Annotated in this window: 10 protein-coding genes; 4 read left to right on the top strand and 6 right to left on the bottom strand. The window is 64.0% G+C overall.

The genetic code is table 11. From position 1 onward, the window contains the following. The first annotated feature begins 78 nt into the window (after positions 1–78). The gene (locus ACMT3I_RS09095; RefSeq protein ID WP_414804168.1) at positions 79–1,929 is read left to right on the top strand and encodes a phosphoenolpyruvate carboxykinase (GTP); all 1,851 of its coding nucleotides are present in this window, start codon (positions 79–81) and stop codon (positions 1,927–1,929) included. A gap of 61 nt (positions 1,930–1,990) precedes the next feature. On the opposite strand, the gene ACMT3I_RS09090 is transcribed toward ACMT3I_RS09095, so the two are convergent. Continuing rightward, positions 1,991–2,563 (bottom strand): TetR family transcriptional regulator, encoded by a 573-nt coding sequence (locus ACMT3I_RS09090; protein WP_414804167.1) that lies wholly within the window; start codon positions 2,561–2,563, stop codon positions 1,991–1,993. A gap of 55 nt (positions 2,564–2,618) precedes the next feature. Here ACMT3I_RS09090 and ACMT3I_RS09085 point away from each other — a divergent pair, with 55 nt between their 5' ends. Both ACMT3I_RS09085 and ACMT3I_RS09080 read left to right on the top strand, forming a co-directional pair. After that, on the top strand, positions 2,619–4,118 hold the full coding sequence (locus ACMT3I_RS09085; RefSeq protein WP_414804166.1) for an MFS transporter: 1,500 nt from the start codon (positions 2,619–2,621) through the stop codon (positions 4,116–4,118). Positions 4,119–4,568: 450 nt separating this feature from the next. Then, positions 4,569–7,739 (top strand): alpha-mannosidase, encoded by a 3,171-nt coding sequence (locus ACMT3I_RS09080; protein WP_414804165.1) that lies wholly within the window; start codon positions 4,569–4,571, stop codon positions 7,737–7,739. 149 nt (positions 7,740–7,888) lie between these two features. Here the strand turns inward: ACMT3I_RS09080 and ACMT3I_RS09075 are convergent, their stop codons facing one another. Then, a complete protein-coding gene (locus tag ACMT3I_RS09075) occupies positions 7,889–9,763 on the bottom strand; it encodes an ABC transporter ATP-binding protein (protein ID WP_414804486.1) in 1,875 nt (624 codons plus the stop codon). 247 nt (positions 9,764–10,010) lie between these two features. After that, positions 10,011–11,381: an MFS transporter gene (locus ACMT3I_RS09070; protein WP_414804164.1), complete on the bottom strand. Its 1,371-nt coding sequence runs from the start codon at positions 11,379–11,381 to the stop codon at positions 10,011–10,013. 172 nt (positions 11,382–11,553) lie between these two features. On the opposite strand from ACMT3I_RS09070, the gene ACMT3I_RS09065 reads away from it, so the two are divergent. After that, the gene (locus tag ACMT3I_RS09065) at positions 11,554–12,000 is read left to right on the top strand and encodes a DUF2269 family protein (RefSeq protein ID WP_414804163.1); all 447 of its coding nucleotides are present in this window, start codon (positions 11,554–11,556) and stop codon (positions 11,998–12,000) included. 190 nt (positions 12,001–12,190) lie between these two features. Here the strand turns inward: ACMT3I_RS09065 and ribH are convergent, their stop codons facing one another. The 3 genes from ribH to ACMT3I_RS09050 are packed head-to-tail and all read right to left on the bottom strand — an operon-like array spanning position 12,191 to position 14,618. Then, on the bottom strand, positions 12,191–12,667 hold the full coding sequence (gene ribH / locus ACMT3I_RS09060) for a 6,7-dimethyl-8-ribityllumazine synthase (RefSeq protein ID WP_414804162.1): 477 nt from the start codon (positions 12,665–12,667) through the stop codon (positions 12,191–12,193). Beyond that, entirely contained in the window at positions 12,664–13,932 is a 1,269-nt protein-coding gene (ribA, locus tag ACMT3I_RS09055) for a GTP cyclohydrolase II (RefSeq protein ID WP_414804161.1), read from the bottom strand. The genes ribH and ribA overlap by 4 nt, the downstream gene beginning before the upstream one ends. After that, positions 13,929–14,618, bottom strand: coding sequence for a riboflavin synthase (locus ACMT3I_RS09050; protein ID WP_414804160.1), 690 nt, complete (start codon positions 14,616–14,618; stop codon positions 13,929–13,931). The genes ribA and ACMT3I_RS09050 overlap by 4 nt, the downstream gene beginning before the upstream one ends. Positions 14,619–14,620: the final 2 nt, after the last annotated feature.

The following is a 14,620-nucleotide window of genomic DNA, read 5'->3' as shown; positions in this document are numbered from 1 at the left end:
GCGGCAATTTCTGCAGCACGCTGGATGCAGACGACGAAAGTTTCACCACACCCGGTGGGCAGACCAGGAAGGCAGATCATGACGATCACAGAATTCTCACTGCAGCACGACGGGGATGCGTCGGAGTACCGGGCCGGCACGACTGACCCTGACCTGCAGTCGTGGGTTGATGGCATCGCACGCCTCACTCAGCCCGCCGAGATGGTCTGGTGTGATGGTTCGCTCCGCGAGGCCGATCTCTTGACCAAGCAGCTCGTCGCTGACGGCACATTGATTCGGCTGAACCCCGAGTGGCGCCCGAACAGCTTCCTTGCACGTTCCGACCCGCGCGACGTTGCCCGCGTCGAGAACCGCACATTCATCAGTTCTGTCGATCCCGATGATGCAGGGCCCACCAATAACTGGGCAGATCCGACCGAGATGCGCGACACGCTGAACGGCGTCTTCGCCGGCAGCATGCGTGGTCGCACCATGTACGTCGTCCCGTTCTCCATGGGACCGCTCGGCGGTCCCATCTCGCAGCTCGGTGTCGAGATCACAGACTCCCCGTACGTCGTGCTCAGCATGGGGATCATGACTCGCATGGGCGAGAAGGTGCTGGCGATGATCGAGGGCGGCGAGAGCTGGGTGCGCACGGTGCACAGTGTCGGCTACCCCCTCATCCAGTCGGGCGGCGCTCGCCGCGCTGACGTCGCCTGGCCCTGCAATGACGAGAAGTACATCGTGCAGTTCCCCGAGACCCGCGAGGTGTGGTCGTACGGATCCGGATACGGCGGCAATGCATTGCTGGCCAAGAAGTGTTTCGCGCTGCGTATCGCATCCGTCATGGCCCGCGATGAAGGCTGGCTGGCCGAGCACATGCTCCTGATCAAGGTCACCTCTCCAGAGGGCGGCGTGTTCCACGTCGCCGCAGCCTTCCCGTCGGCCTGCGGCAAGACCAACCTCGCCATGCTGCGCCCCACCATCCCGGGCTGGAACGTCGAGACGATCGGTGACGACATCGCCTGGATGCGACAGGGCGAAGACGGCAGGCTCTGGGCAATCAATCCCGAGGCGGGATTCTTCGGCGTCGCCCCCGGTACTGGCGAGCTCACCAACGCCACGGCGGTGAACACGCTCTGGGGCAACACGATCTTCACCAACGTTGCTCTGCGTGACGATGGAGATGTCTGGTGGGAGGGACTCACTGAGACGCCTCCTGCCCACCTCATCGACTGGGAGGGAAACGACTGGACGCCTGCATCGGGCCGCCCCGCAGCGCACCCCAATTCACGCTTCACCGTCTCAGCCGCGCAGTGCCCGGCCATCGCCGATGACTGGCAGGCACTCGGGGGTGTGCCCATCGACGCCATCCTGTTCGGCGGGCGCCGAGCGACCAACGTCCCTCTGGTGGCCCAGGCCCGAAGCTGGAAGCACGGCGTGTTCATGGGCGCCACGATTTCATCAGAGAAGACGGCGGCGGCCGAGGGAATCCTCGGCGAGCTTCGCCGCGATCCGTTCGCCATGCTGCCGTTCTGCGGCTACAACATGGCCGACTACTGGGCGCACTGGCTGCGCATCGGCAAGGAGCTTGGCGTGAACGCACCGGCGATCTTCCAGGTGAACTGGTTCCGTAAGGGCAGCGACGGCGGATTCCTGTGGCCGGGCTTCGGCGAGAACTCGCGCGTGCTCGAGTGGATAGTTCGTCGCCTTGAGGGCACAGCGGATGTCATCGACACCCCGATCGGCGTGCTGCCGACAGCCGACGGGCTGAACCTCGATGGCCTCGATCTCACGGAGGATGCCGTCGAGCAGCTGTTCACGATCGACAACGCATCCTGGCGAGCAGAGTGCGACCTCACCGAGGAGTACTTCGCGCAGTTCGGCGACCGCGTACCCGCGGCACTGAACGCCGAGCTGGCAAGCCTCAGGTACCACCTGAAGGACTAATCAAGGCGGGTTCACCACCTGAACCTGCACACGCTGAAGTCAACAGCCGTCGACGTCGGGCCTAGCTGAGAAGCTTGCGCGCGGCGTCGACGGCTGCCGCGCGTCTCCGCGCCACAGTTTCGGCGTTCAGTCGACCGTTGAGCTCATCGATGTCGACGGGAGCATGCACCCAGGCTGTGGCGAGGGAGAGCAGCAGGGTCAGCAGGTCCTGGGGGTTCCAGTCGGCGTCGATAGTGCCGGCGCGCTGTGCATCTTCGATGGCCGCAATCTGCTCTGGACTCCGCCACGGCGGCACGTGCGTGGCATCGGCAACGAACTGGCCTTCGAGACGTGCCCAATCAAGCATCCGCAGGTGTTCGGGGTGGTTGGTCGCGTGGTCGTAGACCCGGCCAACGAAACCGGGCAGGTCCGAGGTGTCGAGGGGGACTGCTGCCTTTACCTCGTCGGTGTTCACCTCGATCACGGCTCCGAAGAGGGCGGTTTTATCGCCGAAGTAGGCATAGAGGCGCTCTTTGCTGGCGTTGGCGGATGCCGCGATGCGATCGACCCTGGCTCCGGCTAGTCCGTGGGCGGCGAATTCAGCGCGCGCCGCCACAAGGATTCGCTCGCGCGTTGCCTGTCCGTCACTTCTCACGCATATAATCGTATCCCAACCAACTAGTTCGTTTGCAAAGGATCCCGCCTCTTCGATGACATCAGAGACTTCGACAGCTTCAGTACCACTCTCTCGGCCGACCGCACCGGTCGACCACTCGGCCCACCCGCGTCGCTGGTGGCTGCTCGCCGTGCTCGCGCTCGCCCAGCTCATGGTGATCCTCGATGGCACCATCGTGAACATCGCCCTTCCTGACGCGCAGCGTGAGCTGGGGATGTCGGATGGCGATCGCACCTGGGTCGTCACGATCTATGCGCTCGCGTTCGGATCGCTGCTGCTGCTCGGTGGCCGCATCGCTGACTACTGGGGCCGCAAGCGCTCGTTCCTGCTCGGTATGGTCGGCTTCGCTGTGGCATCCGCTATCGGTGGTCTTGCTGTCAACACCGAAATGCTTTTGCTCGCCCGTGGTCTGCAGGGTGCATTCGCAGCCCTGCTTGCCCCGGCCTCGCTGGCTATCCTCACCATCACCTTCCCGAGCGGCAAGGACCGCATCAAGGCTTTCGCCGTCTACGGTGCCATCGGTGGTGGTGGCGCGGCCGTCGGCCTGCTCCTCGGTGGCGTGCTCACGCAGTACGCCAGCTGGAACTGGTGCCTGCTGGTGAATGTGCCGATCGCCCTGGTCGCGATCATCGCCGGCATCCCGCTGATCAAGGAAAGCCGTGCTCACGGCAACACGCGCTATGACCTGCCGGGTGCCATCCTGGTCGTGGCTGGCCTCGCCTCGCTCGTCTACGGTTTCGCCCAGGCAGAAAACGGTTGGGGACGCGTCGAGACGATCGGCTTCCTCGCCCTCGGCGTGGTGCTGCTTGCCGCTTTCGTCCTGGTGGAATCCAAGGTCTCGAACCCACTGCTGCCGCTGCGCGTCGTGGCGAACAAGGTGCGTGGTGGTGCGTTCCTCGTCTCCATGCTCACCGGATCCGCGCTACTCGGTGGTCTGTTGTTCCTGGCGTTCTACTTCCAGATCGTGCTCGGCTACACCCCGCTGCAGTCTGGCTTCGCGTCGCTGCCTATGACGATCACCATCATGATCTGTGCACCGTTGCTGTCGCAGTTCCTGCCGCGTGTTGGCGTTCGCCTGCCGATGACGCTCGGCCCGGTGATCGCCGCAGCCGGATTGTTCTGGATGTCGTTCATCACCGTCGAAGGTAACTACGCCCTCGAGGTGCTGCCGGGTGTCATCCTGCTCGGTATCGGTCTGGCGATGGTCTTCGTGCCGCTGCAGAACGTTGCACTCGCCGGTATCGACGAGCACGACGCCGGTGTGGCCAGCGCTGCGGTATCCGCTACGCAGCAGATCGGTGGCTCAATCGGAACCGCGTTGTTCACCGCGCTCTACACCGCAGCGATCGCTACGTACCTGGCTGCGAATCCTGTGTCACCGACCGTGCAGCTCGAGGCCCTCGTCAGTGGATACTCGACGGCGTTCGTCTGGGCAGCGGGACTGATGCTGCTCGCCGCGCCGATCTCGTTCTTCCTGGTGCGCCCGAACAAGGCTGACCTGCTGAAGAATCCAGACGTCGTGCACATGGGCTAAGTCCCTTCTGCACGTCTCAAAAGCCCCGCGAGTCGTTGATTTGCGGGGCTTCTGCGTGCGCCCAGGGCGCTCGGCGCTCAATCAGATGGGCTGGGCGCGCGATATTCCGCTGGGCGCGCGGAATGCCGGGTGCCGGGCGGGATATCGCGCGCCCAGAGTGGGACGGCGTCTGTGCGTCTGTGCGTCTGTGCGTCTGTGCGTCTGTGCGTCTGTGCGTCCGCGCTTCCGCGCTTCGAATTAGTCGCGCCAGCTGGCGGGCCAGCGCGATATCTCGCGGGGCGCGCGATATTTCATTGGGCGCGCGATATTTCGGGTGCCGGGACAAATTGTGCGCGCCCAGATGCACGCGGAATAGGATGCCGGTACCAGCGGCGGCTGCGTTCTCACAGTGACGTGACCACGCGGGGTCACGCGTGATCCCCTGGGTCCCGTGGCGGATTGGGGTGTCGCATGCATGACGACAGCGCGCAGGTTCACGAGCGCATCGATAGATTCACTCGAGAGCGGCTGCAACCAGCGATCTATCGCAGTGGGATTCCGCTCGTGATTGAGGCGTGGGCGGTACCGGACGAACCGGTACCGTTTGCTGAGGCAGTTGCCCAGCAGTTCGTATCGTTTGTGGTGGGCACACGGTGGGGCAAGCCATGGGGAACGACGTGGTTTCACCTCAGCGGGACAGTGCCGCACGAGTGGGCCGAAGCGGATGATGCCCAGATCGAGCTCGTGTTCGACCTCGGTTTCGACAGGGCGGCACCTGGATTCCAAGTCGAGGGAACCGTATATTCCCCAAACGGCATGATCATGAAGGCTGTCGAATCCCGCAACCGTTGGGTGCCGGTGACGGCTTTGCCCGGTGAGGCGATCGACGTCTACATCGAGGCTGCGGCCAATCCAGATCTGTCCGAAGACTGGACATTCGCGCCGACCCCGCTCGGCGACAAGACAACGGCGGGCACCGATCCGCTCTACACATTCAGACAAGCGGATGTCGCCCTGCGCGACCTGCCCGTCTGGGAGCTCGCGCAGGACATCTGGGCGCTCGACAGCCTCATGCATGAGCTCCCCGCCACCCTGCCGCGTCGCGCCGAGATCCTGCGGGCGCTCGAAGACTGCCTCGACCTGATCGATCCGCACAACGTATCGGCGACTGCGGCTGCGGGTCGCGCGGCCCTCGCCGACGTGCTCGCCAGCCCGGCCTATACCAGCGCACACCGGCTGCACGCAGTCGGACATGCGCACATCGATAGTGCGTGGCTTTGGCCAGTGCGGGAGACCGTGCGCAAGGTCGCGCGCACGTTTTCGAACGTGCTTGACCTGATCGAGGCCAATTCTGATTTCGTCTTCGCCGCGTCATCCGCCCAGCAGTACGCGTGGCTGAAAGAGCACTATCCCGCGCTGTTCGACCGGGTGAAGGCGGCGGTCGCCAGCGGTAATTTCGTTCCTGTCGGTGGGATGTGGGTCGAGTCAGACACCAATATGCCGGGTGGCGAGGCGCTGGCCCGCCAGTTCGTCGCCGGCAAGCGATTCTTTATGGAGGAGTTCGGCGTCGAGCCACTTGACGTCTGGCTACCCGACTCGTTCGGTTACTCCGGTGCGCTACCGCAGATCGCGAAGGCGGCCGGGTCGCGCTGGTTCCTCACTCAGAAGATCTCCTGGAATGACACAAATGTGTTCCCGCATCACACCTTCTCCTGGGAAGGAATCGACGGCAGCCGCATCTTCACGCACTTTCCACCGGTAGCCGACTACAACGCTCAACTGTCGGGCGCGGAGCTGGCGCGCGCCGAGCGGCTCTACGCAGAAAAGGGCAGGGCGAACACATCGCTCATTCCGTTCGGCTGGGGTGATGGCGGCGGCGGGCCGACGATCGAGATGATCGCCGCTGCCCGTCGCACAGCGTCCCTCGAAGGATCACCGACGGTCACGCTGTCGAGCCCGCGCCGTTTCTTCGAGGCCGCGGAAGCCGAGTATCCGGTGCCACCGGTGTGGTCGGGAGAGCTCTATCTCGAGTTCCACCGCGGAACCTATACCTCGCAGGCTCGCACCAAGCAGGGCAATCGACGCAGCGAGCATCTGCTGCGCGAGGCAGAACTGTGGGCGACGACGGCGACGATTCGCACGGGAGCTGCGTATCCGTATGATGCGCTGGAGCGCGCGTGGCATACCGTGCTGCTGCAACAGTTCCACGACATCCTGCCGGGGTCGGCCATCGCCTGGGTGCATCGCGAGGCCGAGCGAAACTACAAAGAACTCGCCACGATGTTGACGGACCTTATTGAAGAATCGGTACGGGCGATGGCCGGGCCGGGGGAAGGCACAGTCGTGATGAACGCCGGTCCCTTTGTGTTGGATGGCGTGCCAGCCCTCGGTGGGATGTCCATGGTTCTTGGCGCGACAGAAGTGCCGGATGTGACGAGTGGTACGGATGCCGCCCCTCCGGCCGCCATGGGCAGGCCGACTGCCGCGCAGACATCCGCTGGAATCGTGCTGCGCAACGACTTCGTCGCCGTGACCATCGACGCTGACGGCCTGTTCAGCTCGGTGCATGACCTCGTGGCCGATCGCGAACTCATTGCAGCAGGTGCCAGGGGCAACCTACTGCAGCTGCACGGGGACACCCCGAACCGCTGGGACGCGTGGGACATCGATGCGAACTACAGGAATACAGTCACCGACCTCACGGAGGTCGACAGCATCGAGGTCAATCAGCCAGCGTCCGACAGCGTCGGGGTGCGCATCACGCGGAGATTTGGCACATCGCTGGTGATCGAAGAAGTCTCGCTTAGTGCAACTTCACCGGCGATCGATATCGCACTCAGCATCGACTGGCACGAGCGGCAGAAGCTGCTCAAGCTCGCATTCCCGCTCGACGTGCATGCCGAGCGGGCGGCATCCGAGATTCAGTTCGGGCACGTTTTCCGCCCCACCCACAGCAACACCTCGTGGGACGCGGCTCGCTTCGAAACTGTCGCCCACCGCTGGGTGCACGTCGGCGAACCCGGCTATGGGGTGGCGGTGGCCAACGACTCTACGTACGGGCACGACATCAGAAGCACGACGGATGCCGCGGGCCGCACCAGTACGACCGTACGGATGTCGCTGCTGCGCGCGCCGCTGTATCCCGACCCCGAATCCGATCAGGGCTGGCACCACCTGGCCGCGTCGATGCGGGTCGGTGCGGGCATTCCCGACGCGATCACCGAGGGATACCGGCTCAATCTGCCGCTGCGCACGGTGCAGCAAGTCGCGGCTCCGCGCGACGGCGAGCCTCGGAATCGCACAGACGCAAGCACTGATGCCGCCGGTGTTTACGCCTCCGGCGATCCGACATCCAGGCTCGCTCCAGTTGTTACAGTCGACAATCCTGCGGTGATCGTCGAGGCGGTCAAGCTCGCCGAGGACCGCAGCGGTGACGTCATCGTGCGCCTCTACGAAGCCCACGGTTCGCGGGCGCGCGCGACTGTCACCAGCGGTTTTCCTGCAGCGGATATCGGTGAAACCGACCTCCTGGAGCGCCCGCTTGCCGACCCCCGCGCAATGCTGGCGCAGGACGGTGACGCTACCCGGCTCGAGCTGCGTCCGTTCCAGCTCGTGACGCTTCGTTTCAGTCGACCGCGCTAGTTCTCAGACATGAGTCGCGCGATTTCACTAGTTGCGGAGCCCCGACCTAGCACAATCGGGCGACCATACTCACGGGGCGTATGCACTCGCGAAATCGGGTGACCAAACGCGCGAACACACGGGCTACCCGTATGACGCAGCGCGCCGCACTACACGAGCAACTGGTGCTTGGCGAGGTCGCGGTAGAGCGGCGTCGATGCCACCAACTCGGAGTGTGTGCCGACTCCGACAACCTTGCCGTGGTCAAGCACAACGATCTGGTCAGAGTCGACGACGGTCGACAGACGGTGCGCGATGACGATCAGCGTGCGGTCCTCCGCCACGGCGTCGATCGCGTCGCGCATCTTCTGTTCGTTGACCCCGTCGAGGCTTGACGTCGACTCGTCGAGCAACAGGATGGGAGCGGCTGCCAGCAGCGCACGGCCGATAGCCAAGCGCTGACGCTCGCCGCCAGAAAGCATCACACCGTCTTCACCGACAGCTGCATCGAGCCCGGCCGGGTCGCGATCGAGAACCTCGGTGAGGTTTACTGCGTGCAGCACGGCGATGCATTCATCATCGGTGGCGTCAGGACTTGCCAGTCTGAGGTTGTCTCTCAGCGTTCCGGCCAGCACAGGGGCATCCTGCTCGACATAGCCGAGCTGGGAGCGGAGCGCCGTGCGCTCCAGGCCGCGGATGTCCAGGCCACCCAAGCGGATAACGCCCTCTGTCGGGTCGTAGAACCGCTCGATGAGCGCAAGGATCGTACTCTTGCCCGCACCCGACGGACCGACGAGCGCAGTGCGCTTGCCGCGCGGAACACTGAAGGAAACACCGTGCAGGACGGGGTTGCGCTGGGCGACTTCGCCGACAGTGCTCGAGTCTTCGGCATCAACAGCTGAGCCAGCGGTGACGGCAGCTTCCGCGTCGACAGCGGCAACCGCCGACGCGTAGGTGAAGTGCACGTCATCGAATTCGATGGCGGCTGCATCCGGGTTGACCAGCTCGTTGGCCGCGCCGACAGTGATGGCCAGCGGGGCGATCTGACGGTCGAGCTGGTCTTCGGCGGGCAGATTGATGATCTCTTCGATACGGCCGAGCGCGCCGAGCGCCGAGTTCACTGAAGTCAGGGCGCCGAAGGCGGTACCGAGCGGCATGATCATCATGAACAGGAAGAGAATGAACGCGACCAGGTCGGCGATAGTGATCGCGCCGCTGGCGACGCGGTAGCCGCCTACGCCGAGAACGACGAGGAGCGACACCTGCATCGCGATTCCGGCGATCGGAACGACGAGGGCTGAAATCTTTGCGACCTTGATGCCCATGCGCCACGCGCCTTGGGCATCCTCCGCCACGACGGCGATCTCACGCTCTGTCGCATTGGCGGCGCGCACCGTGCGGACGGCGCTGATGACCCGTTCAACGCTGGCTGCCAGGTCACCGACCTTGGCCTGTGCCGCCTGGCTTGCGGTGCGGATGCGCTGAGACAGCAATGTCACCGACACGATCGACACGGCAATCACGAGCGCGGTCAATCCGAGCATGACCGGATCGATGATGAGCATGGCGATCAGGGCACCCACGAAGGTGAGGGCTCCGCCGATCGAGTCGACCAGACCCTGCGTGAGCACTGCGCGCAGCAGCGTGGTGTCTGAGCCGACGCGCGAGACCAGGTCGCCGGTGCGACGGGTGTCGAATTCGCTGATGGGGAGGTGCAGCATCCGTGCGATGAGCTTGCGGCGCGACGACAACACGACGCCTTCACCGGTGCGCTGCAGGAGGTAGTGCTGGTAGCCGCTGATTAGACCTGACACAACCACGAGGGCGATGAGGGCCCAGACCAATGAACCGAGCGGATCGCCATTGCCGACGAGCTCGATGACCTGGCTCACCAGCAGGGGCTGCGCGAGGCTGGCTGCTGCTCCGATGACGCTGAGAACCGCGACGACGGCAAGCACCTTTTTGTGCTCGAAGAGGTAGGGCAGCAGCTGGCTGAACGTGGCGCGGGGGCCAGTGGTATCGCGCGGGGAACGGCGCGAGCCCATCCGTGACCGCCCGGTTGAGGAATGCGGGTTGCGGGGTGCGCGCTTGGCACCAGAACGGGGGGAGGTGCGTGGTTCTGATGTGCTGGTGCTGCTAGTGGAGGTGCTCACCGAATGAGCCTAACCGGTGCCGCAGACAGCGGTGACCGAGCGGATGCCCACGCGCCGGTTCGAGGCAATAGCGCCCTGAGAAAACGCACAGGCCCCGGGTGTCCCGGGGCCTGTGCTGGAGCGTGAGAATCGATGCCGATTAGCGGTCGATGTCGATGTCCTTGGTCTCCTTGCTGATGATCAGCGCGACAAGTGTGATGAGGCCCATGATGGCGAGATAGACGCCAACCAGAACCGGGCTGCCATCCGCCATGCCCCACAGCCAAACGGCGATGAACGGCGCGACCGCAGCGCCGAGGATGGAGCTGACATTGTACGAGATGCCGGAGCCGGTGTAGCGCACGTTCGTCGGGAACAGCTCGGGCAGCAGCGCGCCCATCGGACCGAAGGTCATACCCATCAGGCTGAAGCCGATGATCAGCCAGAACATCACTCCGACGAAGCCGGCGCCAAGCAGCGGCACCCAGAGCAGGCCGAAGATGATGATTGCGCTGGTGACCCAGATGAGCGTCTTGCGGCGGCCGTACTTGTCGGCGAGCGGGCCCGAAATCATGGTGAAGATTCCGAAGAAGATAACGCCGAAGATCAGCATCAGCACGAAGCTGTTGTAGCTGTAGCCCAGGCCGGGCAGCGTCGCAGAGTCGGCAGGCGACTCGGGGGCGCGTCCGTAGCTCAGCGAGAAGGTGGTCATCAGGTAGAACAGCACGTAGGTGGCGAGCATGAACAGCGTGCCCAGGATGAGTTCGCGCCAGTTCGTGCGCAGAACAGTACCGAGTGGCAGCTTGACGACCTTGCCGCTCTTCACCGTCTTCGAGAACGCTTCGCTCTCCACCAGGCGCAGACGCACCCAGAGGCCGACAACCACCATGATGGCCGAGAAGAGGAACGGGATACGCCATCCCCATTCGAGGAATGCGTCAGACGGTCGGGTCGGGTCGTCTGAAGGCAGCACGGCAGCGATGATCAGGAACAGGCCGTTGGCGATGATGAAGCCGATCGGGGCGCCCATCTGCGGGAAGGTGCCGTACCAGGCGCGCTTGCCCTTCGGCGCATTCTCCGTTGCGACGAGAGCCGCACCGCTCCATTCGCCACCGAGGGCGAAACCCTGGGCAAGGCGCAGGATCACCAGCAGGAGCGGGGCGAACCAGCCGACCATGGCATACGTCGGAAGCAGACCGATCAGGAAAGTCGCAATTCCCATGGTGAGCAGAGCCGCAACGAGGGTGGTCTTGCGCCCGACCTTGTCGCCGAGGTGACCGAAGAAGACTGCGCCGAGCGGGCGAGCCACCATCGCTGCGCCAAAGACCGCGAACGAGGCGAGTAGCGCCGTCGTGGCATCCCCAGTGGGGAAGAAGAGGTGAGGGAACACCAGAACAGCAGCGGTTGCATAGACATAGAAGTCGTAGAACTCAATCGTGGTACCGATGAGGCTGGCCAGAATGACCCGGCTCTTCGGGTTGAGTGGTGCGGCTGGCTGCTGCTGGTCGAGTGACGCTGAGGGGGCAGACATGAAAGGAGAGGCTCCGAGTCGAGATGTTAGTGGCCTGGATGCGGACGTGGCTGTTACACGGGATGACATCGAGCGGCGCAAAACATTAGTGGCCGCTTGTGGCGGCCAGAGAGTAAACGATACGCCTGCGCAAAGTTCTATGCCAATTCGCAGGGATAGTTAGGCTGAGGGTATGGAAACCGTATTGAACGTTCTGCACGTCGTTACCGCCGTCTTCATCGTCGGCCCGATGGCGATTCTGCCGATGAGCGCTATGCGCGCGGTGCGAGCCGGCAACGGTGCGCAGGTCGCGATCCTGGCGAAGTCCACCAACATTTTCAGCCTGTTGTCGCTCGTGGTCGTCTTCTTCGGGTTTGGTGTCATGGGCATGGCAGACGCCAAGTATGCGCTGTCGTTCACCACCCCGTGGATCCTCTGGTCGATCATCCTCTACGTGGTGGCCCTGGCCATCAGCCTGTTCGTTGTCGTGCCGGCAATGAAGAAGGCAGCGGATGCCCTCCAGGCGTCAGACGGAGCGGTCACGGCCTCATCGGCCGGTTACCCCGCAATCGCCGCAGGAAGCGGAATCGCATCGCTGCTGCTCGTGATCGTCGTTGTTCTGATGGTCTGGAAGCCGTAACTCCCGAAACGCGTGCCTGGGCCCCTGGGCCCAGTTGCCGCTGTGCCGTCTTTGTGCCTTTATGCCTCACTGCTTTGCCGCGAAACCGGAGTTGTGGTCGTTATAGCTCAGTTATAACGACCACAACTCCGGTCTCGCGTTTAAGGGCGGCGACGAGGGACGGATGCCTGCACCTGCCGATGCGGACGAACTACGCCTGGCCGCGCAGGTCCGCGAGCACGCGCGCCGTAGCCAGCGCAGCTGTCGCGGCCTCTTCGCCCTTGTCTTCCTTCGAACCGGGCAGGCCGGCTCGGTCAAGACCCTGCTGCTCGTCGTCGAGCGTGAGCACTCCGAAGCCGACGGGCTTACCGGTGTCGAGTGCGACGCGGGTGAGTCCGTCTGTGGCTGCAGCCGACACGTACTCGAAGTGCGGTGTGCCGCCACGGATGATGACGCCGAGCGCCACGACAGCGTCAGCGCCATTTTCCAGCGCCACCTTGCTGGCGACGGGCAGCTCGAAGCTGCCGGGAACCCGCACGAGCGAGTAGCTCGCACCTGACTCTTCGAGAACACGAGTCGCACCGGCAATGAGGCCATCGGTGATGACCTCGTGCCACTGGCCGGCGATGATCGTGACGTGCAGTCCGCTGCCGTCGATGGCAATGGTGGGGGAGCCTGCTCCGCTCATAGTGCTGTTCCTTTCGAAGTGCTGTACGTGTGTGAGATATCGATGTTGTGGCCCATGCGATCGCGCTTGACCGCGAGGTAACCCTCGTTGTGCTCGCCGACACCGACCACGAGCGGCACGCGCTCGCTCACGACGACACCATGGGCTTCGATCTGGCGAACCTTCTCCGGGTTATTGGTCAGGAGACGAATCTCGCTCAGGCCGAGGTCCTGCAGGATCGCTGTTGCAGCCGTGTAGTCGCGTGAATCGATAGGAAGCCCGAGTGCGACGTTGGCGTCGAGGGTGTCCAGTCCCTCTTCCTGCAACTTGTATGCACGCAGTTTGTTGATCAGGCCGATGCCACGGCCTTCGTGTCCGCGCAGATAGATGACAACGCCGCCCTCACGCTGGATGGTGTCGAGTGCAGCGTCGAGCTGGGGACCGCACTCGCACTTGAGTGACCCGAATGCTTCACCGGTCAGGCATTCGGAGTGCACTCGCACCAGCGCGCCGTCGGCGACATCACCGGCGACGATCGCCACATGGTCAGCGCCCGTCATCCGGTCGCGATATGCCCGCATCTTGAAAGCCCCGTGCACCGTCGGCACCGTTGTCTCGACCTCGAAGTCGACCCGGGGGGATTCACGTGTCCGGTCAACGGCATTCAGCGGTTCAGGGCGTACGTCGTTCAAGTATTCGATGAGGTCGGCGATCGTGATAACGGCGATGCCTTCACGCTCACCGAGGGCGATGAGTCCAGGGAGGCGCATCATTTCGCCGTCCTCAGCGACGATCTCGGAAATCGCACCGACGGGAGCGAGGCCTGCGAGCTTCATCAGGTCGACCGCTGCCTCGGTGTGCCCATCGCGTTCACGCACGCCACCTTCGACCGCACGAAGGGGCAGGATGTGACCTGGTCGGTTCACGCTGGCCGGGAGCGACAACGGATCAGCGAGCACCCGCAGGGTGTGTGCGCGATCTGCGGCGCTGATGCCGGTGCTCAGCCGGTCTGCCGCATCGACGGTGACCGTGTAGTTGGTGCCACGCGGATCTTCGTTGTCGATCACCATGACGGGCAGGTCGAGTGCGTCGGCGATCTCATTGGTCATCGGCGCACAGATGAAGCCAGAGGAGTTGCGCACCATCCAGGCCAGCCACTCCTGAGTGGCGAGCTCGGCAGAGAGGATGACATCTCCTTCGTTCTCCCTGCCCTCATCATCAGCAACGATGACGGGCCGGCCGAGCCTGAGCTGCTCGAGTGCTGTGGGGATATCCGCGAGGCTCATGATGCCCTCCCTGTTCGGTTGGTGGCTTGAGGAGCTGAAGTTGAAGCTGTGGGTGCCGCCTGTTCTCGACGCCGCTGCGCATCGGTCAGCGCCAGGATCCTGGCTGCGTGGCGGGCAAGGATGTCAGTCTCGATGTTCACGCTATCGCCGACGACGCGGTCGCCGAGCGTGGTGGCGGAGAGAGTCTCGGGGATCAGGGATACCTCAAACCATTGGTCGATCTCACCAGCATCGCTGATGCCACTGACCGTGAGTGAGACGCCATCGATGGCGATCGATCCCTTGTCGGTGACCAATGGGGCGAGCTCGGCGGAGAGGCTGAAACGCAGCACGCGCCAGGCGTCGCCAGGACGGATCTCAAGCACAGTACTTGTTCCGTCGATGTGACCCTGCACGATATGCCCGCCGAGCCGGTCGCCGACGAGTGCAGCACGTTCAAGGTTGACCGGGGCGCCGACGACGGCGTCGGCCAGGGTCGACATGCGCAGGGTCTGGGCCATCACATCGGCGGTGAACGAGTCCGGGGTCTGCCCAACGACTGTCAGGCATACCCCGCTGACCGCGATCGAGTCGCCGTGTGAGGCATCGGCGACGGCGAGTGGCCCCCTGATCGTGAGGCGCGCAGCATCCTCGGACCTCTCGATGTCGATGATGGTGCCGCGTTCCTCGATTATTCCGGTGAACATTC

The sequence above is a fragment of the Leifsonia sp. A12D58 genome (genome assembly GCF_047530025.1).
GTDB lineage: Bacteria > Actinomycetota > Actinomycetes > Actinomycetales > Microbacteriaceae > Cryobacterium.
The sequence above is the reverse complement of the archived record's forward strand: the minus strand, read 5'-3'. Positions and strand labels throughout refer to the sequence as shown.